The organism is Bradyrhizobium arachidis (assembly GCF_015291705.1).
In the GTDB taxonomy this organism is placed as follows: domain Bacteria; phylum Pseudomonadota; class Alphaproteobacteria; order Rhizobiales; family Xanthobacteraceae; genus Bradyrhizobium; species Bradyrhizobium arachidis.
Window position 1 is genome coordinate 7,568,615 of record NZ_CP030050.1, and the last position, 17,765, is coordinate 7,586,379.

The following is a 17,765-nucleotide window of genomic DNA, read 5'->3' on the forward strand; positions in this document are numbered from 1 at the left end:
TCCTGCTCGATGTCATCATTTTTGAAGATGGAACGCTCCCAGGTGCCTTGACCCGCTAGACTTTCACCGGGCGCAAGGCCGACACGGCCGGTGCATTGATCGGCTGTCCGTTGGGGGCAAAGATCGAACCGTGGCACGGGCAGTCCCAGCAGCTCTCAAAGCTGTTCCAGAGCAGATGACAGCCGATATGGGTGCAACTGGCCGAATGAAGATGCAGTTCGCCGGCCTTGTCCTTGTAGGCGGCGATCTTTTCGAGACCACGGCGCAGGATGGCGCCCTCACCCGGCTGAAGCTCTTCCAGCGAGGCGATTTCACCCGGCGCCACGTATTCGGCGAGGTTTTGCAGGATCGTCACGTTCTCGCGCAGGAAATTCTTGGCCGCTGCCAACGGCTTGCGATCCGGCGCATAGACGGACTGCCATGGATGATCTTCACCGAGAATGAGCGCCGTGTTCAGCATCGCGCCCATCACGCCATGGGTCAGACCCTGGCCCGAATCGCCCATCGCAAGGTAGATGCGCTCGCTGCCGGGCTGGCGGCCGATGAAGCCGGCATAGTCGATCGTATCGAGAATCTGGCCCGACCAGCGGTGCGTGATGCGCCCAAGGGCCGGAATCAGGTCGCGTGCCCAGCTCTCCAGACGTGTAAAGCGTTTGTCGGCGTCGTTGGCTTCGCCGCTTTTATGGTCTTCGCCGCCGACAAGAACGAAATCATGATCGTCTGGGCCGGTTTGCAGCCGTACATAGTGGTAGGGATCTTCGGTGTCCCAATAGAGCGCATCGGGAAGTTCGCCCCGTTCAATGGCGAAAGCGAGGACATACGTGCGATAGGGAGCCACCTTCGTGTGCAGTTGAAAGCGATCGGCGATGGATGCGTTGGTCGCGATCACGGCGTGGCTGGCCGTGACCTGCCCTTGCGATGTTCGCAGCGTGACAGCGCCGTCCTGCTCGGCAACTTCTTCCACTGGACTGTTGGCAAAGAAACGAACGCCGCCGCTCTCGCAAACGGCCGCAAGTCCGGCGAGATATTTAAGGGGGTGGAATTTTGCTTGGCGTGGATATCGAAGGACATGCCGGTTCTCGCAGCCTTTGAGCGGCACGCCGACCAGCCGATGAACGGGAGCGCCGACCTCGCGCACCGCTTCGAGCTCCTCATCGAATATATCGGCCGGCATGCCGTTACCCTGAAAAAGATAGCCGTCAGTACGGAGGAAGTCGCAGGCAATATTCTCGCCGGCCTGGATGTCCTCGATCCGGTCGACGGCGGCAGCCTGACTTTCGTAGAACAGCTTGGCGGCATCGGCGCCGCGCAGCTTCTTGAATTCGCTCATCAGATCATCGCAAAGCGGCGCAAGATGCGCCGACGTGCGCGCCGTCATACCGCTTGCGATGCCTTTGCGATCAATGACGACGACTGACCGGCCGCGCTTCATGAGTTCGTACGCCGTCGAGAGCCCGGCGACGCCGGAGCCGACCACGGCGACATCGCAGTGCACATCACCTCCAAGCGCCCCCGCCTCCGGCAGGATCTCGGTCTCCATCCAGAGCGAGGTGCTGACCATGTTGAACTCCACCCAAAGAGGCAAAACGCGGGCTGTTGTCGCGGGTTCCTGCGAAGGCGCGGGAAGCCAGTCGCTGTGGAAGGCCGCTCACGCTCGGGGACCGCATTCGCCCGTCCGGTAGCGGCAAACGCGCGAGGAACAAAGCCGTCGCGCCGCCGTTCCATCGCTTTGAATTGGAGGAGCGACGTCATGGGAATTTTCACAAAGGACATCAAGACGATGGATGACCTGCTGCTGCATGGCTTGCAGGACATCTATTATGCAGAGCAGCAGATCACCAAGGCCCTGCCGAAAATGATCGACAAGGCCACCAACCGTGATCTGGCAACGGGCCTCAAGAATCATCTCGAGGAGACCAACAAGCAGATCGAGCGTCTCGAAAAGGTCTTCGAGAAACTTGGCCAGTCGCCAAGCGGCACGCAATGCCCGGCCATCGACGGCATCATCAAGGAAGCCGACGAAACGGCCGGCGAGATCGAAGACAAGACGGTGCTGGATGCAGCGATCGTCGCCAACGCGCAGGCCGTCGAGCATTACGAGATTTGCCGCTATGGCACACTGATCGCCTGGGCGGAAGAGCTCGGCCACGACGATATCGTGCGCTTCCTGACGACGAACCTCAACGAAGAGAAGGCGGCGAACACCAAGCTCAACACAGTCGCGTTGCGCAAGGGCGTCAACAAGAAGGCCTCCACCGCCGCATGATCCGGCAGGGCCCGACGGATCGTTTTCCATCGGGCCTGCTACTCCTTTCGAGGCCAAGTCATCCGTATGACCAATCTGACAGAACTGCCGAGTTGGGCTGACGATAACAACATCTTCGCCGTGGTCGAGACGCCGCGCGGCAGTTCGTGCAAGCTCGAATTCGATCCTAAGCTCGGTGCTTTTGCTCTGGCGAAGCCGTTGATGGCGGGCCTGACCTATCCCTACGATTGGGGTTTCATTCCCTCGACCAAGGCCGAGGATGGCGATCCACTGGATGTGCTGATCCTGCACGACGCGCAAACCTATCCCGGTATTGTGCTACGCTGTCGGCCGATCGGCATTCTCGAAGTCGAGCAGAAGAAAAAGGGCAAGAGCGAGCGAAACGACCGCATTTTTGCGGTACCGGACCGGTCACCGCTCGAAACGGATCTCAAGGATATCCGCAATCTTCCATCGCATGCGCGCGATGATCTCGAACAGTTCTTCCTGGCAACGAATGCCCTGGAGAACAAGGATCTGAAGTTTCTCGGCTGGCATGGGCCAAACCGTGCGACCAAGGCCATCAAACGGCTGGCCCGCTGAGCTGCACTCTCAGTCATCGCCATCGAACTCATCACTGGTGACTAGAGCGTGTATCTTGCTGATCCGTCGCCCGGCTAAGCTGTGTGGCGACACATTTCGATGGCGCGGGCAAATTCCAAGGTACAGCTCCGCGCATCCGACCTGGCACGCGCTGAATAGGATTGACCGCATAGGAACGCCGCCAGATGTTGCATGATTGATGGCGTGGAGTACCCTTGATCGATGCGCCGCACCAGAACTCAGCTGAAGCAACAGATGTCCGACCGAGTCCGCCGACGCAGTTGGCGGCTGAGTACTGAGGAAGACGACGAAGGCATCGAGGATTGGATGGTCGGTGGGGGTGACAGCCCGCCGTCTTGACAACGTCTGTCGTTATCCGAACACGGAAAGGAAGAAACCCATGGCAAAGAAAGCAAAGAAGAAGCGTCGCACCTCGAAGAGCTCGGGCTCGGACGTCAAGAGCGAGATGCGACGGTACAAGAAGGGGACCGCCAAAAGCGGCCGTGGCGGAAAGGGCGGCAAGGTGAAAAGCAAGAAGCAGGCAATCGCGATCGGCCTCTCCAAGGCCCGCAAAAAAGGCAAGAAGGTCCCCAAGAAAAAGAAGTAACGGGGCAATATGCAGGCACTCCGCAGTCACGCGTCATTCGGGCCGTCTCGACGTTCCCTGCCACGCGTGGCGCCAGGTTTCCAGGCACATGGCTCAAAACTTCAGGGTCGTTCGCAGGCCAAGCACGGTCGCATTGTGAAGCGCCTTGCCGGGCATTGCACTGGAAGGGCTGGTGGCACCTCCACCCGGATGAATGATGTATTGAAGATTGGGCTGTAACGTCCACCCGTCCCTGATCTGATATTGATACACGGCTGTCAGAAGGCCTTCGAAACTTCGCATCGGCCAGGTTGGATCGACAAATGTTCGATAATCTGCATCGAGCGCCTGTGCGCGCTTCGATACATGTGCGTAGCCGGCTGCAATTCCGAACTTGTCGTCGGGACGGCGGTCGTCGAGTCCGATGAATTCGATGCCGGCGTCGGCGTAGCGATCAATAAGATTGCGGTCGGCAGGCGCCCCCGAGATACGCGCAAAGATGCCAATGCCACGGTCGTCGCTTTTCGGCACACGATAGAGCTTCTGCTCGAATACCATCCAACCGCCGACATCACCGGACAAGAGCAGAGGTTCGCCGCTGCTAACGGGTGAAGCGAGTGAGACGCCATTGGACGCCAATCTCTGATCGGCGAAAGACCCAAAATGGCGCCAGCCGCCAAACTTGATCTGGCCGGCCGGGTTCGGATCGCCCTTCGTGTTATTCCAGGCATACTGGATCTGGCCGAGCAGGAGGGGCGGATCGTTGACGCGGAAGTTGACGCCATAGCGGTTACGCTCCTGCGGATCCCCGGGGCCGGGCCCAGCCTGATCGCCATCGAAGATGCCGCCAAGAACGGACAACTGCTCAGTGACATTCACCAGAAGCCGGGCTCCCATGGCAGCCAAGGGAGGCGACGGACCGCCGCTGGGCAAATCAAGCGAGGTGATCGCCGGCCAGCCCATCGAGGCGTTGGTCAAGACGTCGGTATATTTGGTATTGAAGAACTCGCTGTCGGCCGCGGGTTGTCCCACTTTGAGCGAGACTTTCTCGCTGCCCCACTGCTTTTCAAAATACGCCTCGTAAAGACGCGTGGACGGCAATGCCTCGATGCCGCTGACGACCAAATAGTTCTGTAGACTGCCGCGCGACAACCCGCCGCCGTGGATCTGGAACATGTTGGCATGGAATGTCAGCTGATCGAGGCCGGCGAGCTTTTGCAGGTCTAGGTCCACGGCGAGATTCAACCGACCTTCGTAGACCGAACCCTGTTTCAGTCCGCCCGAAGGGTTGCCCAGCACTTCGCCGATATAGGTGGCTGCGAATTTGACGCCGTATTTTTGGAAAGGGTTGGGAAGGAGACCCAGCGTCTTTTCCTCCAAGGTACTTTCGCCCGTATCGGGATCGACCGGCTTATCGTCGTCGGTCTTCTTGTTTTCCTGGGCGGCCGCTGCCCCCGCCGCCAGCAGCGCGGCGGCGAGAAGCAATTGGTAAAGGCGCCCTTTGGTACGGCTCACAGTTTCGATCCTGATTGGCGGAACGCCCACCCATCGGGCCATGTGATCGGCTTCAATTCAAGCCCGTTGATCGAAGTGCTTGCTTTGCAAGCGCAAGTCTAACCTATGTTAAGCGCGCCCTAGAAGTACCATCATCCTACGCGCTCAATCATCGACCGCCCAACTCGCTAGAATGCGGTCAACCGATGCCACTTCGATCTGCAGGCTGAAGCGCTTGGTATAGAGCTCGATCAGCGCGTCGTGGCTCTCATCGGATGAGCTGCATAGCGCGTCTTCGGCAAGGATCACGCGGTAGCCAATATCGACCGCGGCAAGCACGGTGGCCAGCACACAAACATCAGTCTCACCGCCGGAAACGATCAGCGTATCCACCTGATGCCCATCAAGGAAGCCGTGCAGCCGCCCATTGGCGAAAGCGCAGTAGGTTTGGCGGTCGATGACCGTGGCAGGCGGCACGAAGCGTAGCAGGGCCGGCATCAGCTCCAGCAGCGCCGGATCGACCCTATCACGTGTTACGCATTCCCATTTCTCGTAATAGGCCTTCCAGACGCCGCGCGCCTCGGCCTTGTTGCGGACCGGTATAAATCGCGTGAACACGGTACGCTGTGGCGCATGTGCAATCAGCCTGACCGCCCCGGGTAGCGCACGTTCCATCCAGGGCGTTGCCCATGCAGCGCCGGGCGCGAACAATCCTTGCATGTCGATGCAGAGATGGACGGCATGCGGGCCAGGCGGCGAGAGCAATTGGCCCATGACTAGCCCGACCTTCCAAAGCCGGTCAGCCGCCGCATCAGGCGCTCGAGGACCGCGCCGATCGCCAGTCCCGCGATCACGTCGCTTGCCCAGTGCGCGAGCAAAACGATGCGCGTCGAGACGAGAACGGCACCAATGGCCCAGACAAGGTTTCTCTTGGCTGGCCGCAACTCGGTTGCGGCGGAAGCAAGGGCGCCGACATGCACAGCGTGCCCCGAAGGAAACGCATCAAGCGCCTTGCCCGAGAGCGGAATGCCATGAAGATGGCCGCGCACGGTCCGGCGATCGGGCCGCACCTGATCGAACTGCGTTTTCAAAAGGTGAGGCAGCAGAACCGCCGCGAACGTCGTCAGCAGCACATGATCGCCCGCCCGTCGCTGTGCTGGTGACTTGGAACGCGACCAGAGCCACCATCCGACGGCGAGCGCCGTCAGGACATGTCCATCGGCTCCCCAAGTGATGATCGAGGATACGTCTTCAGGCAGAGGCCGTGTGTTGCGCGCGATTATGCGTGCGAGCGCGGTGTCGGCTGGCAAAGGGTGCACGCGTATTGTCATCGATAGCCTTGACCTCCTTTCCACGATCGGCCTTGCCGCAATCCCCATAAAATAGCGATTGGCAAGCGGAGCAGGTCGTCTCGGTCTCTCAATCGACAGCCGCGAAAACCGTTCCCAGCGAGGAACTGTGCGGCGGACGGTGGCGTTGAAAGCGTGGGACAGATGATTGGAGGAAAGAGCCATGGGTTTTGGACGAGGCGCATTGTTATGGTTGCTGGGCATCCCGCTGCCGATCATTCTGCTGTTGGCGATCTTCTGGCACCATTAGGCTGGCGAGCCCGCGTCCCCGGCGGCGCGGGCGTCCCCTGTCGCGCGTTGAACTTTGACCGGAGAAGTCCTCATTGCTTCTTGACGTGGCAAACGGGACGCTGCGCAGCCCTGATCCCGAGGAGCACATGGCAAAAGCCGAGGCCAAAACGCCGGATGACAAAAAGCCGGATGAGAAGAATGGCCTTCTGAAACGGCTCGGTCCTGGACTGATTACGGGCGCATCGGACGATGATCCTTCCGGCATCGGCACTTACAGCCAGGCCGGCGCGCAGCTTGGTTTTGGCATCGGCTGGACGATGCTTCTCAGCTATCCATTAATGGTAGCGATCCAGGAGATTTCGGGCCGGATCGGAAGGGTGACCGGTCACGGCATCGCCGGCAATGTCTGCCGCAATTATCCCAGCTGGGTGATTTGGTCGCTCGTCGGTCTTCTCTTTGTCGCCAACACGATCAATGTTGCGGCCGATCTCGGCGCCATGGCGGATGCCGCGAAGCTGGTGATTGGCGGCTCGGCGATCATCTATGTCGTTGCCTTTGCGGTCGTCTCGGTACTGGCGCAGATCTTCATCGCCTACAAGCGCTATGTCGCGATCCTCAAATGGCTGACGCTGGTGCTTTTTGCTTATGTGGTTGCGCTGGCGGTCGTCAAAGTGCCCTGGCCTGACGCGCTCAAGGGACTGTTCATCCCGAAGGTCGAATGGAGCGGCGCCTTTCTGACGACGCTGGTCGCCATCCTCGGCACCACGATCTCGCCGTACCTGTTTATCTGGCAATCCTCGCAGGAAGCCGAGGAGCAGCGCATTCATCCCGACAAGAAACCGCTCAAGGAGGACGCGCGTACTGAAGAGCGCGAGCTTTGGCGCATTCGCCTCGACACGATGATTGGCATGGCCTTCTCGAATATCATTGCGATCGCGATCATCATGACGACAGCCGCCACGCTGCATCAGCGGGGGGTGACCGATGTGCAGTCATCGGCTCAGGCGGCCGCCGCCTTGAAGCCGATCGCGGGGCCGCTGGCCGAACTGGTTTTTGCGCTCGGCATCATTGGCACGGGTTTGCTCGCCGTGCCGGTGCTGGCCGGATCGACCGCCTATGCCATCGGCGAAGGCCGCAAATGGCCGGTTGGTCTCGCGCGCAAACCGAAGCAGGCGGTGGCTTTCTATTCGGTTCTTGCCCTCTCGGTCGGCCTCGGTGTTGCGCTCAATTTCACACCCATCGATCCGATCAAGGCGCTTTACTGGAGCGCGGTCATCAATGGCGTGCTGGCGGCGCCGGTGATGACCATGCTGATGCTGCTGGTCAGGCGCCGTGACGTCATGGGCAAGCTTGTCGTCGAAGGCTGGCTGTACTGGCTTGGCTGGGCATCCACGGCCGCGATGGCTCTTTGCATCGTGGGCATGGCCGTCAGCATGCTGATGCCTACAACATCCTAGAAGCGACAAGCAAGGAGGTGTCGTGGATTACGCTTTGCGCTTCATCATCGGCGGCCTTGTGGTCTCACTGTTTGCGGTCATAGGCGACGTGCTGCGACCCAAGAGTTTCGCGGGATTGTTTGGCGCCGCGCCCTCCGTTGCGCTTGCCACGCTCGGCCTCGCTTTCTGGAAGCACGGCGGCGACTATGTGGCGATCGAAGGCCGCTCGATGATCCTGGGTTCGATCGCGCTGGCGGCTTATAGCATGGTTGTGTGTCAGTTGCTGATGCGGGCCGACTGGTCGGCGCTGAAGGCCACCCTCGCCGCTCTTGCCGTCTGGCTTGTGGTGGCGGCAGGCCTCAAGCAAGTCTTGATCGGGTGACAATTATGGCCGTACGCTTCAAACTTTCGGCGCTAAAGCAGGGACATACTTACGAGTACATCGTGCGTTTTGCGCTGGGCGGATTGGCGACTGTCGTTGCCGGTCTGGTGGCAGACTGGGCAGGGCCTGAGGCCGGCGGATTGATGCTCGCCTTCCCGGCAATTTTCTGCGCCAGCGCGACTTTAATCGAGAAGCATGAACGTGAACGCAAGCAACAAAGGGGCCTGCTTGGCGAGCAGCGGGGCAAGGGGGCGGCCGCGCTTGATGCCGCCGGAGCCGGCTGGGGTAGCATCGGCATGGCCAGCTTCGCACTGATGATCTCGTGGCAGGCCCCCGGTCTCAATCCGCCGCTCTGCCTAGCTGCCGCCTCTCTGGTTTGGTTCGCCGTCGCCGTGTGTATGTGGCGGCTGCGGCGCGCGTTGCCCAAGCCCGGCATCGCTACTCAGTAAAGGTGCCAGAATTCTCATCGGTATTCATGGCGGGATCTTGCTGCATGAGCTCGCGCTCGGCTTCAAACCAAAACCGATCTTGCTGCCCTTCAGTCTCTCCCGCGGCTTGCCACAGCAAGTGAGCGCGCTCCCGACTCTGTTCGTCCGTCGGCTTTTCCATGCTGTCCTCCCACTACATATTGCGGAGCGCAACGCGGCCCTCTGTCGCGGGTTCCAACTTGACACCGTTCAAGTGTTCGCTTCCACGATTATCTCGTCAGAGGAGGTTGCTAGCTGTACAGTGCAGCCTTTTGCGAGATGCGCCTAGCGTCAAGGCCGTCGCACTTGAAAATGGCTTCTGGCATCGCGGTGATTCTGCGCGCATCGGACCTTGTTCGGCGGACTGTCATCGCAGACACGGTCGCGCGTCGCGCTCGGAGAAACCGCGGATCTATCTTCAAAACACCCTGCGGCGTGCGACGACTGTTGCGCACCGTGAAAACGTCGTGGCCTCTTACCGTCGCCAAGGAACGACAAATCGGTCGGCTTCGTAGTTTTCAAGGAGATCGCTGTGATAGGCGCCGCCGGCCAGTTCGCGCGATTTCAAATAAACAAAGGCCCGGACCGGCTGGCCGACGCCAAGTGGGACGACCTCTATAGCGACCCGGAAGTTGCCCGGCTTGCCGAGCGATTCCAACCGGTCGAGCTTTTGAAGACGGCCGACATCAATGCGATAAACTTCGCCGAAGACCCGATGTCCACGACCGGGCTCATTGAACATCATCGGCGCAAACCATGGCCCGGCAATGACAAGGGGAAAAGGCTCGACCGTCTGATACACGCCCAGCGGAAACGCCCCATCCAGACCGCACGTATGAAGGGGCGTCCTCTTTTCAACGTGCCGAATACGAAGACGTGCGGCATGAGACGCTAGCTCTCTTTCGCGCGCCAAATCGCGTGGATCATTAAGCCGACTTGCGGCTCGCCGACTCACGCTGTGGATCAGCTTCTGGGCTATCGCTTTTCGGAAAAGATGATCGTCGCCGTGCGGCAGGCATTCTCGAGGGCGGCATCACGTATGGTTTTGGTAGGCTCATCGAGCTGTTTCATGCAATCCCCCGACGGGACGCTTGGCCGAATTGCGGGTCAATTCTCTAGGAACCGCGATGTTCCTAAACCGTTAGGGGACCAGAAACTGGAGATTTCAGTCGTGTCAGTCAAACGTAACCGCAGCCGCCCCCCAGGTTCGCTGCAAGAGCGCCTTTTGGCGATGGCGAAGCTGGCCAGGCGGCGGGCGGAAGAGGCTCCGGAAGGCGAAGAACGCAAGAGGCTGCTTCGGAAGGCCGAGCTGACTGAGCGTTCGGCCAAGATTGAGGCCTGGTTAGCGCCCTCGGTGTCGTCGAAGTCGCCGTAGCTGCGCGGGACGACGCTGATGGAGAAGGCGGGCACACACCGAGCGAGCTTGGAAGGTCAACCATCTCATTCAGCATCCTCATTGCGCAAAATCGAACACTGGCACATCGTTTCGAGCTTTTTTGATTTGGGTCAGTGGTCCCGCTCGGTTGAGCGGAACTTTCTTCCCATGAACCAGCCCGACGAGCGAGGTCCGGTGAGGAAGACGCCGAAGGCCAAGCCGTCGCGCGTGGCGGAGACCCGGCGAGCTATCGGGGAGTACGCGAACGATCTATGGGAGATCATCAAGAGACTCCGCATGCAGTTGCATTGAGGCCCCGATCGCATGTCCGCGGCGACGCCTTCCAACCGACCTGTCAGGATCCGCTTGGCATCGCCGCGGACGAAGCCGTCGCTCAAATTAGCGTGGCGCTGGCTTCGCTTTGGGACAGCTGTCCGAAGCTCAGGGCTTCGAAAGAAGGCAGCTGATGCGAGGCACCAATCAGGCGGCAGACCGATCCGGAAAGTTACCTTGGAGCTGATCGAGCAGCCGTTGCTCCCGGTCGATGCGGGTCTGATAGAGCTGACGCTCGCTGTCAGTTTTGGCGCTCGCCAGCAACAGCCGGTAGTGCCCGATGACCTTCTCGCTGCCGCGGATCAGGAGGCCGCGGATGTCGCTCATGGCTCGGCCCCCGCCCCTTCGGAGCCAGCCGAACCTTTCGGCATCGCAAACGCGACGGGGAAGGTATCGGCGGTCAGCGCATCGAGTGCGGTCTGCTCCTCGGCGAGGCGCCGTTCGATGAACTGGCGTTCCAACTCCGAGACCTTCGTCCGAAGCAGTCGCCGATAGCGATGGATATTGTTGCGGTGCGCACGGATGCGGGCCAGATCTTCGTCGAGCATCGTCGTCTCTCCTGACGGTCGTCACGGTCCTTTTCGGTGTTGAGAAAACCGGGAAAGCGAATTCCCGACGCAAAATATCCGGGCTCGAATAACTGTCAAGCGCCTCTGTCGTCCCGGGCACGGGTCGACGGGCACGCAGCCACCCGCAATTTTTTTCGGCCACCTCTTGAAAGGCCTTTGCGCTTTTCTAAGTCATTTTTCGCCGCGAGAGCGGTGTGCCGGGCGCCTTCACGGGTCCGGCGCGGGCGCCGGGCCGGTATCAGACCCGCTCTGACTCCTGCCTTGCGCTCCTTGTATCCAGCTTGCTCTTTGGAGGACTTGGTTATGAGGACCACCTTTGACTTCGCGCCCCTGTGGCGCTCCACCATCGGCTTCGACCACCTGGCCGACCTCGTCGACAGCACGTTGCGCCAGGCAAGCGAAGAGCACTATCCCCCCTACAACATCGAACGCTCCGGTGAAGACCACTACCGGATCTCGCTCGCCGTCGCCGGTTTCGGCCCGGACGACATCGCCGTGACGGCCGAGCAGAACGCGCTGACCATCGAGGGCAGGAAGCCTGAGAAGGCGGCCGGCGAGTACCTGTATCAGGGCATCGCCGCAAGGCCGTTCCGGCGCGTGTTCAACCTGGCCGACTACGTTCAGGTGAACGAGGCTTCCTTCCGCGATGGACTGCTGATCATCGATCTAGTCCGCGAGGTGCCGGAAGCCATGAAGCCGCGCCGGATCCAGATTGGGAGCGGCGCCTCTCCCGCCTCGCAGATCGAGCAGAAGAAGGCGGCCTGACACCGGATCAGGTTCGACAGCGGAACGCGGTGCGCGCAAGCGTGGCCGCGCTCCCTGGCTCATGCAACGAAGGAGAAAACCATGGCAGTTCGTGATCTCATTCCCTGGTCGAGAAACCAGGAGCTTGCGCCGGCGCGCGGCCCCCACGATCCGTTCATGACGCTGCATCGCGAAATGAACCGAATGTTCGACGATGTCATCCGCGGCTTCGGCGGGACGGGCCTGTCGCCGTTCATGGAAGGGCAATTCGGCTGGCCCAAGATCGAGCTCAGCGAGACCGACAAGGCGCTGACCATCTCGGCCGAGCTTCCCGGCATGACGGAGAATGACGTCCAGATCGAAATCGCGAACGGGGTGCTGACCATCCGAGGCGAGAAAAAGAGCGAGCAGAAGGACGAAGGCAGATACTTCACCGAGCGCCACTACGGCTCGTTCCAGCGGCAGATCGCCCTTGAGGACGTCGAGGAGGACAGGGCCGAGGCGTCGTTCAAGAACGGCGTCCTGACGATCTCCCTCCCGAAGTCCGAGAACCCGCGCGCCGGGGTCAAACGCATCGCGATCAACAAGCAGTAACGACCAGTTCGGGCGACGGTCGTCGCCGCCCGAACCGAAAGCGATCTCGAGAAAAGGAGCGTAAAGGGGAGCCCAACCGATGAGCAACGCCAACACGAACACCGGAAATCTCAATCCATTCTTCCATCCGGCCGCGCACTATGCGTCTCCGGAGGATGTCCTGAACGACAACGAACTCTCCGCACCGGAGAAGCGGATCATCTTGTCGTCCTGGGCGTCCGACATGTTCGCGGTCGAATCCTGCCCCGCGCTACGCGAGATCCCCGGCATGGGCCACACGATCCGGCTCGCCGACATCCTCGCCGCGCTGCGTCGCCTCGACGGAGACGACGACGAGCCACCGCCGCGCGGCGGGGTGCCGATGCGGTTGCGGCGGCCTTGGGCCGCCGCGTTGTGGAGTCGGCATGACGTTCACGCAGGGGATGCCAACGGCGAGGTTCTTGAGACGATCCAAGCGCCCGGCAAGAACTAGGCGCGATCTGGATGCGGCGCAGCGTGAAGCCATGCGCGCGACTGGATGCGAGAGGATGCCAGGTCCTACTGCTTCGTCGTGCTTCTATCGAAGATGAACGCGGCTTGGAACACGCGCTCAATATCCGTTCGCACTTCGACGGCAACGTCTTGCTGTATCGAGGCAAACTCCCTAGCCAAGCCTGCCAGTGACTGGGCGGCCTCCACCTCTGCCTCTTGCTGAGTATCGAACTCCAAGCCTTCCTCATCCGGCCAAAGGCCGGCGTCGTCCCGGATGTCGAAGTAGTACCGGGTCATGCTTGGCCCTTTCGCTTAGGAAGGGCAATGCAACCGTTGTTACGTCGTTCCTCGCGGAGGCCTTCTGCGTGACTGCGGCTATATCAGTCGGCCGCTGGACATCGCATTCAATGGCTTTCCATCGCAAGCAAAAACGCCGCCCGCTTAAATAAAGCGCAGGCGGCGGCTTACCAGCCCCGGGAAGGTGAGAGTAAAATCCCGATAAAGGTTGGTCTCCGCATGGCGTGCTGAAGTTCATCACGTCGGACAAGAACGAGACCAAAATTCAAGATGGCGGCTGCAGTCCCGGCGAGGTTAGCCACTTGTTGATGTCCCCGGCAACATCGATCTGCCGGGCTTTTCGCAGAAGCTCCGTGCGGCGGACGCCAGCGGGCATTCCCCTGGCCTGTAGGCGGAGATTGATCGCCTCTTGCGCGAGGCGGTATTCGAATGTCGAGGATTGTTCTAGGGACCGTTGAGCCGGCATGTATGACGCTCCGCTGCGGGGTTGAGCGGGAGCGCAACTTGCGTTCACACCACCGATAGATGCTATGGGCCGTTCGATGGCAGTGGGACAGTGCGCCTTTATCTGTCGAATAGCGAGCGCTTTGTTCGGTTCCTGGCAGGAACTATTTGCGAAGTGCCGGAAGCTAGTCGATGGTCTGCAATGCAGTACTGGCAGGGAGCAACTCTCTTGCAATTCTCCGCCCTGGCGCCGACCTTTCTGTGATCAGCACTTGCGCCTTACGACAGAGGCCAAATTCAAATTGAAGCAGGAGCTGCACACCGAGCGCTTCTATTGGCGTTGCTGATCTCTGAGCGATCGGCTGATCGCTCGTTCAGCTGCGCTGACAGCCTCCACTCGATTGAAGGCAATTCCGGTTCGGGGTGACCGACCGTCTCGCTCAAACGACCATTTCCAGCCGGGCGGATTGATCGTCTGGACCACCGTATATTTAATGCCCTGATGTTCCATACGCGATCACGACTATGGGGCTAAAGCAACCGTACGCGGCGACAAACCTCGGTTACTCAGCATCGCTTGAAGTCTCTTCGAACGATCGACGCGGACCGCTTTGAATTCCGCTGGCCCGTCAAGCAGGCGCTGCTTTCTGGCCGATGGGTCCTTAGAATCGCAGAGTGGTCTGCCCTCCCATCCAAAGCCGTGCCCGCCAGATGAAGAGCGCGCTTTCGTTGGCGGCCCACTCGGCGATCTTTAGCATCGTTCGTCATCTTATAGGTCTCTTAATTGGCGCGCATGTTCGGAAGCGAAACTCAGCAACCGCGGCAAATATTCTTGAGCTTCGCGGCGGTTCGGGCTTCTTCCGCAAGAAATGGATCCTTGTAGCCTGACGATGAGTCGATGCCGGCTTCGGCGGGCTTCCTGGCTTTTGGAGGAAATGCCGCATCGTAACAGGAAAGGCGGGCGCTGGTGCTTTCGATCGCACGGCAATTCGGCTCCGCGGCAACAGCTGCTGGCGTGAATGTGCCCAGTGCGGATGTCAGCAAAAGCGCCGCGGTCCATCTGCCTGTTCGAACCATCCTCATGCTGAGCACTCCATAGCTATTTGGTTTTACTCGCCCAGGTGGGGCTCTCGCCGGTCCAGGCCGGAAGAGCATCCCATTCGGACCAACGCATCCGGCGCTCCTCACCTCCGACCCTCACGAAGACAAAGGGCGCATCGTCCCGGCCAGTCTTCGAACCAACGAAGATTGCCGGAACCCCGTAGGCATCCCTGATGATTGCCGTGTTTGCCATTTTGGGCTCCCGTTTGGCCTGAACTGGCTCAACGCCCCGGTTTGCAGTTCTGACGCATCGTGCTTGAACGGATTTACCGCTATAAAATGGCCGTCACCGCAATCAGCAGTACGAGGAAGACCGGTACCAACAAGGGTGGTACGAGCCACTCACGAATGTCGAATTTGTCGGAATTTGACATCTGACCGCCTTCTCTTGGGTTGAGGCGGGAGCGCAACGCTCTCAGTCACCGATAACAGCCACGTAGCGCGCGGTGATGTGAACTGTGTAGCAGCCTTCTAACCAATTAGCGAGATCAATCTCAGCCGCCTGGTAGCCAATCGCCCAAGGCGAGCCCTTTACACACGCTCATCAGTCCGCACCTTGAAGCTGACGAGCGTGTTGGGTCGAAAGTTTGGGCGATCGGAACATCCGCCGCATCGCGGCCTTGCGCGATCAGGACGCGGCCGAATCGCGGAGTGCTGTTGCCTGCATCGAATGTGTACCAGCGGCGCCAAGATAGGCTTCGAACCAGCCTGCAAAGTCCCCGGGCGGCGTGGGACGCCGGGATGCCGATGTCGCCGAGACAGCCGGTGCAACAGCGCGAGGACGCCTTAGTTGGCGGACTTACTCGACAGCGGCGCTCTTGATCTGATGGATATATTTGACCGCAAGATCGCCGCGACGTTGAGCCGTCACTGGATCATCAACTTGGTTTGCCCTGCGGCACTGCTCAACTTTCGCGATGATCGCGGCCTGCAATTGCCGATCGACGCCTAGGATCCGTTCCGTCATCCCAACAAACTGCTGAGTGTCGCGCGACGCCCCTCTTTATCGGGCGCTGTTGGCCGTTGGTTTGAAAAAGACCGTTTGAAAAATCAGACGCTCAAACGGTTTTGCCCGCTAAACTACTGATTTGGTGGGGCGCACCAGGGCTCGAACCTGGGACCCGCTGATTAAGAGTTCAAAACCGGCGCCTCTCTGCGATTTCTGAATCTGCGCCACACTACGATGAAGTCGAGAAAGGTCTTTTATTTATAGAGACTTGTCGCATAGCTTCGCAGCCCAGCGAACCCTGACCTTCAAACACCTCAGTTCGCCAAAACCGTTTGAAAACCGTTTTAGCAGTTCACGTCGACCCTCATGACCGACATTCGCATTGCTCTCAGCGATAAGGCCATCGCTCAGCTGCCGACTCCTGAAGATGGCTGGTATTTGGCTCGCGACACCGAGTTGAAAGGCTTCTTCGTGGTCGTCGGGAAGCGAAAAAGGACCTTCACTGTTCAAGGTGATCTTAGACAACGAGGAAAGCGGGCCTCCTCCATCAGAGTATCGATCGGTGACGCCAGCGAGTTGACGACCAGGGCAGCCCGCGCGATTGCCAAGGAATATCTTGCTCAGATCAGCAAGGGACAGCACCCGAAAGCGAGGGAGAACGGAAACTCAGAACAAGCCGCGACCGATGGGAATGGTGCTGTAGGGGCCGCTACCCTGGAGCAGACTTGGCAACGCTACCTGGAAGCCCACTTGATCCGAAAAGGCCGTAGCGAGAAAACGATCAGCGGGTATCGCGATCACGTTGAACGCCTCTTTTCGGAATGGCTGAAGACCCCTTTGCTGGATCTTGCGAATGATCCCGCTCGCGTCGCCAAAAAGCATGATCAGCTTACTAAGGAGAACGGTCCCTACATCGCGAATGGCAGCATGCGGACGCTGCGGGCCATCTACAATCATGCGCGGAAGACCAATCGATCGCTGCCGCGTGACAACCCCGCAGATGCTGTCGATTGGAATCAGGAAGAGCGCAGGAATACTGGTATGGGGACCGGCGATTTGAAAGGATGGTTTTTCGAACTGGCCAATCTAGAGAACCCAATCCGGCGCGAATTCCATCTTTTAGCATTGCTGTGTGGATCTAGACCCACCGCCTTGCAGCAGGCCAGACCCGAACACATAAATTTTCGACGGCGTACGCTTCACATCCCAAAGCCCAAAGGAGGCAGCAAGCGAGCGTTCGACATCCCGCTATCTCGGCAAATGATCCTGTGTCTCATTCGGGTGCTTCGTTTCGGCAGGCAAATGCAGCCGTCTCAGGCGCAAAAGTGGTTGTTCCCCGCTGAGAGCGCCTCTGGACACTTAGCGGAAACAAAGGAAGATCGAGAGGTCTTGTCAAAATGGGGCAATGACCTTCGTCAAACATTTCGGACGATTGCGACCGCTGCCGGCGTTTCCGAATTCGATGCTAAGCTCCTCATGAACCATTCTATCCCTGGCGTGAACGCAGGCTATGTCACTCGGCACAAGCTGGTTGAAGACCACCTGCGCAGCCAACAGCAAGCTATCAGTACCGTCGTGTTTTCCGCACTTGGTGAGTCGCTAAAGGAACATAAAGCTCTGATCAATTGGCTCGGTCCCGGGGCTAGCCGAAGCACCGTTACCCAAGTCCGATTGGAGCCAAACACTCTGGGCGAGGGGCAAGAACGAACTCAGCAGGTAGCATGACTTCGAACTGGCCGCCTGAGGAGTGTGACAGTGTAACTCGGGAGACTGTTCTGGACGGTGTGCCGAGAGTTAGCAGCGGTTTCCAAACGCCCCCAAGGACCCGCGCCTACCGGCCTTCTGTACGTAACGAACTCACGGGCTTAAGCGTCCTTTTGAGGGCAACGGATCAGAATCCGAATGGCGGAATCAAAAACCTGCTTGATTATTCAACGATTTCAAAGCGCGTTTGGAAAAAAATAGCCGAATTCGCCGCTAGTAACATCAATTGCTTAGCAAGCATTTCCAAATAATGAAGCTCCTCTCCCAGTGAAGATAGGGTCCGAACGCCACCGGGGTTGCGGGCGTGGCAGCGGGTTACTGGCGGCAGATC

General features: G+C 59.5%; 21 protein-coding genes and 2 pseudogenes. 12 read left to right on the plus strand and 11 right to left on the minus strand.

Going from position 1 to position 17,765, the window contains the following annotated elements:
- Nucleotides 1-55: 55 nt before the first annotated feature.
- A complete protein-coding gene (locus tag WN72_RS35610; protein ID WP_014493258.1) occupies nt 56-1,561 on the minus strand; it encodes an FAD-dependent oxidoreductase in 1,506 nt (501 codons plus the stop codon).
- A 189-nt stretch (nt 1,562-1,750) separates the two neighbouring features.
- Between WN72_RS35610 and WN72_RS35615 the strand changes: the two genes are divergently transcribed.
- The 3 genes and pseudogenes from WN72_RS35615 to WN72_RS35625 all read left to right on the plus strand — a co-directional run.
- Nucleotides 1,751-2,266 carry a YciE/YciF ferroxidase family protein gene (locus WN72_RS35615; RefSeq protein ID WP_014493257.1) on the plus strand — a complete coding sequence of 172 codons (516 nt, stop codon included), beginning with the start codon at nt 1,751-1,753 and terminating at the stop codon, nt 2,264-2,266.
- A gap of 66 nt (nt 2,267-2,332) precedes the next feature.
- Nucleotides 2,333-2,848, plus strand: coding sequence for an inorganic diphosphatase (locus tag WN72_RS35620; RefSeq protein ID WP_014493256.1), 516 nt, complete (start codon nt 2,333-2,335; stop codon nt 2,846-2,848).
- Between the two features lie 400 nt (nt 2,849-3,248).
- Nucleotides 3,249-3,446, plus strand: a pseudogene (locus WN72_RS35625) (DUF6496 domain-containing protein); the annotation flags it as partial.
- 102 nt (nt 3,447-3,548) lie between these two features.
- Here WN72_RS35625 and WN72_RS35630 read toward each other — a convergent pair.
- The 3 genes from WN72_RS35630 to WN72_RS35640 all read right to left on the minus strand — a co-directional run bounded on the left by WN72_RS35630 (nt 3,549) and on the right by WN72_RS35640 (nt 6,259).
- The gene (locus WN72_RS35630; RefSeq protein ID WP_092213044.1) at nt 3,549-4,949 is read right to left on the minus strand and encodes a carbohydrate porin; all 1,401 of its coding nucleotides are present in this window, start codon (nt 4,947-4,949) and stop codon (nt 3,549-3,551) included.
- A gap of 144 nt (nt 4,950-5,093) precedes the next feature.
- Nucleotides 5,094-5,702, minus strand: a complete 609-nt coding sequence (locus tag WN72_RS35635; RefSeq protein WP_014493253.1) for a cysteine hydrolase family protein — start codon at nt 5,700-5,702, stop codon at nt 5,094-5,096.
- A 2-nt stretch (nt 5,703-5,704) separates the two neighbouring features.
- Entirely contained in the window at nt 5,705-6,259 is a 555-nt protein-coding gene (locus WN72_RS35640; RefSeq protein ID WP_039227682.1) for a phosphatase PAP2 family protein, read from the minus strand.
- A gap of 395 nt (nt 6,260-6,654) precedes the next feature.
- Between WN72_RS35640 and WN72_RS35645 the strand changes: the two genes are divergently transcribed.
- The 3 genes from WN72_RS35645 to WN72_RS35655 are packed head-to-tail and all read left to right on the plus strand — an operon-like array spanning nt 6,655 to nt 8,775.
- Nucleotides 6,655-7,965 (plus strand): Nramp family divalent metal transporter, encoded by a 1,311-nt coding sequence (locus WN72_RS35645; RefSeq protein WP_041958803.1) that lies wholly within the window; start codon nt 6,655-6,657, stop codon nt 7,963-7,965.
- A gap of 34 nt (nt 7,966-7,999) precedes the next feature.
- On the plus strand, nt 8,000-8,326 hold the full coding sequence (locus WN72_RS35650; RefSeq protein WP_202557240.1) for a DUF3147 family protein: 327 nt from the start codon (nt 8,000-8,002) through the stop codon (nt 8,324-8,326).
- A gap of 5 nt (nt 8,327-8,331) precedes the next feature.
- Nucleotides 8,332-8,775, plus strand: a complete 444-nt coding sequence (locus WN72_RS35655; protein WP_092212454.1) for a DUF3147 family protein — start codon at nt 8,332-8,334, stop codon at nt 8,773-8,775.
- On the opposite strand, the gene WN72_RS35660 is transcribed toward WN72_RS35655, so the two are convergent.
- Complete coding sequence (locus WN72_RS35660) at nt 8,765-8,935, minus strand: DUF2934 domain-containing protein (RefSeq protein ID WP_014493247.1); 171 nt, start codon at nt 8,933-8,935, stop codon at nt 8,765-8,767. The genes WN72_RS35655 and WN72_RS35660 overlap by 11 nt on opposite strands.
- A 333-nt stretch (nt 8,936-9,268) precedes the next feature.
- Nucleotides 9,269-9,595: a gamma-glutamylcyclotransferase family protein gene (locus WN72_RS35665; RefSeq protein ID WP_244433047.1), complete on the minus strand. Its 327-nt coding sequence runs from the start codon at nt 9,593-9,595 to the stop codon at nt 9,269-9,271.
- 156 nt (nt 9,596-9,751) lie between these two features.
- Here WN72_RS35665 and WN72_RS47200 point away from each other — a divergent pair, with 156 nt between their 5' ends.
- The gene (locus WN72_RS47200; RefSeq protein ID WP_049803007.1) at nt 9,752-10,168 is read left to right on the plus strand and encodes a hypothetical protein; all 417 of its coding nucleotides are present in this window, start codon (nt 9,752-9,754) and stop codon (nt 10,166-10,168) included.
- 480 nt (nt 10,169-10,648) lie between these two features.
- Here WN72_RS47200 and WN72_RS35675 read toward each other — a convergent pair whose 3' ends face one another.
- Both WN72_RS35675 and WN72_RS35680 read right to left on the minus strand, forming a co-directional pair.
- Nucleotides 10,649-10,828, minus strand: a complete 180-nt coding sequence (locus tag WN72_RS35675; RefSeq protein WP_014493244.1) for a hypothetical protein — start codon at nt 10,826-10,828, stop codon at nt 10,649-10,651.
- Nucleotides 10,825-11,049, minus strand: coding sequence for a hypothetical protein (locus WN72_RS35680; protein ID WP_038935526.1), 225 nt, complete (start codon nt 11,047-11,049; stop codon nt 10,825-10,827). The genes WN72_RS35675 and WN72_RS35680 overlap by 4 nt, the downstream gene beginning before the upstream one ends.
- 324 nt (nt 11,050-11,373) lie before the next feature.
- Between WN72_RS35680 and WN72_RS35685 the strand changes: the two genes are divergently transcribed.
- The 3 genes from WN72_RS35685 to WN72_RS35695 all read left to right on the plus strand — a co-directional run bounded on the left by WN72_RS35685 (nt 11,374) and on the right by WN72_RS35695 (nt 12,880).
- Nucleotides 11,374-11,835, plus strand: a complete 462-nt coding sequence (locus WN72_RS35685; protein ID WP_028170284.1) for an Hsp20 family protein — start codon at nt 11,374-11,376, stop codon at nt 11,833-11,835.
- Nucleotides 11,836-11,916: 81 nt separating this feature from the next.
- Nucleotides 11,917-12,408, plus strand: a complete 492-nt coding sequence (locus tag WN72_RS35690) for an Hsp20/alpha crystallin family protein (RefSeq protein WP_014493241.1) — start codon at nt 11,917-11,919, stop codon at nt 12,406-12,408.
- 79 nt (nt 12,409-12,487) lie between these two features.
- On the plus strand, nt 12,488-12,880 hold the full coding sequence (locus WN72_RS35695) for a hypothetical protein (RefSeq protein ID WP_014493240.1): 393 nt from the start codon (nt 12,488-12,490) through the stop codon (nt 12,878-12,880).
- Between the two features lie 65 nt (nt 12,881-12,945).
- Here the strand turns inward: WN72_RS35695 and WN72_RS35700 are convergent, their stop codons facing one another.
- The 3 genes and pseudogenes from WN72_RS35700 to WN72_RS47210 form a co-directional block, all read right to left on the minus strand.
- On the minus strand, nt 12,946-13,176 hold the full coding sequence (locus tag WN72_RS35700; RefSeq protein ID WP_014493239.1) for a DUF6894 family protein: 231 nt from the start codon (nt 13,174-13,176) through the stop codon (nt 12,946-12,948).
- A gap of 1,254 nt (nt 13,177-14,430) precedes the next feature.
- Nucleotides 14,431-14,703, minus strand: coding sequence for a hypothetical protein (locus tag WN72_RS35705; protein WP_080588817.1), 273 nt, complete (start codon nt 14,701-14,703; stop codon nt 14,431-14,433).
- Between the two features lie 549 nt (nt 14,704-15,252).
- A pseudogene (locus WN72_RS47210) lies at nt 15,253-15,500 on the minus strand (transglutaminase family protein); the annotation flags it as partial.
- Between the two features lie 11 nt (nt 15,501-15,511).
- Between WN72_RS47210 and WN72_RS35710 the strand changes: the two are divergent.
- Both WN72_RS35710 and WN72_RS35715 read left to right on the plus strand, forming a co-directional pair.
- Complete coding sequence (locus tag WN72_RS35710) at nt 15,512-15,673, plus strand: hypothetical protein (protein WP_014493237.1); 162 nt, start codon at nt 15,512-15,514, stop codon at nt 15,671-15,673.
- Between the two features lie 363 nt (nt 15,674-16,036).
- Complete coding sequence (locus tag WN72_RS35715) at nt 16,037-17,395, plus strand: tyrosine-type recombinase/integrase (RefSeq protein WP_014493236.1); 1,359 nt, start codon at nt 16,037-16,039, stop codon at nt 17,393-17,395.
- Nucleotides 17,396-17,765 lie beyond the last annotated feature (370 nt).

Coding starts and splice junctions, on each gene's coding strand:
- WN72_RS35645 (WP_041958803.1), top strand. CDS start 6,655: ATGGCAAAAGCCGAGGCCAAAACGCCGGATGACAAAAAGCCGGATGAG.
- WN72_RS35610 (WP_014493258.1), bottom strand. CDS start 1,561: ATGGTCAGCACCTCGCTCTGGATGGAGACCGAGATCCTGCCGGAGGCG.
- WN72_RS35660 (WP_014493247.1), bottom strand. CDS start 8,935: ATGGAAAAGCCGACGGACGAACAGAGTCGGGAGCGCGCTCACTTGCTG.
- WN72_RS35635 (WP_014493253.1), bottom strand. CDS start 5,702: ATGGGCCAATTGCTCTCGCCGCCTGGCCCGCATGCCGTCCATCTCTGC.
- WN72_RS35615 (WP_014493257.1), top strand. CDS start 1,751: ATGGGAATTTTCACAAAGGACATCAAGACGATGGATGACCTGCTGCTG.
- WN72_RS35640 (WP_039227682.1), bottom strand. CDS start 6,259: ATGACAATACGCGTGCACCCTTTGCCAGCCGACACCGCGCTCGCACGC.
- WN72_RS35675 (WP_014493244.1), bottom strand. CDS start 10,828: ATGAGCGACATCCGCGGCCTCCTGATCCGCGGCAGCGAGAAGGTCATC.
- WN72_RS35690 (WP_014493241.1), top strand. CDS start 11,917: ATGGCAGTTCGTGATCTCATTCCCTGGTCGAGAAACCAGGAGCTTGCG.
- WN72_RS35695 (WP_014493240.1), top strand. CDS start 12,488: ATGAGCAACGCCAACACGAACACCGGAAATCTCAATCCATTCTTCCAT.
- WN72_RS35680 (WP_038935526.1), bottom strand. CDS start 11,049: ATGCTCGACGAAGATCTGGCCCGCATCCGTGCGCACCGCAACAATATC.
- WN72_RS35705 (WP_080588817.1), bottom strand. CDS start 14,703: ATGAGGATGGTTCGAACAGGCAGATGGACCGCGGCGCTTTTGCTGACA.
- WN72_RS35620 (WP_014493256.1), top strand. CDS start 2,333: ATGACCAATCTGACAGAACTGCCGAGTTGGGCTGACGATAACAACATC.
- WN72_RS35715 (WP_014493236.1), top strand. CDS start 16,037: ATGACCGACATTCGCATTGCTCTCAGCGATAAGGCCATCGCTCAGCTG.
- WN72_RS35655 (WP_092212454.1), top strand. CDS start 8,332: ATGGCCGTACGCTTCAAACTTTCGGCGCTAAAGCAGGGACATACTTAC.
- WN72_RS35700 (WP_014493239.1), bottom strand. CDS start 13,176: ATGACCCGGTACTACTTCGACATCCGGGACGACGCCGGCCTTTGGCCG.
- WN72_RS35685 (WP_028170284.1), top strand. CDS start 11,374: ATGAGGACCACCTTTGACTTCGCGCCCCTGTGGCGCTCCACCATCGGC.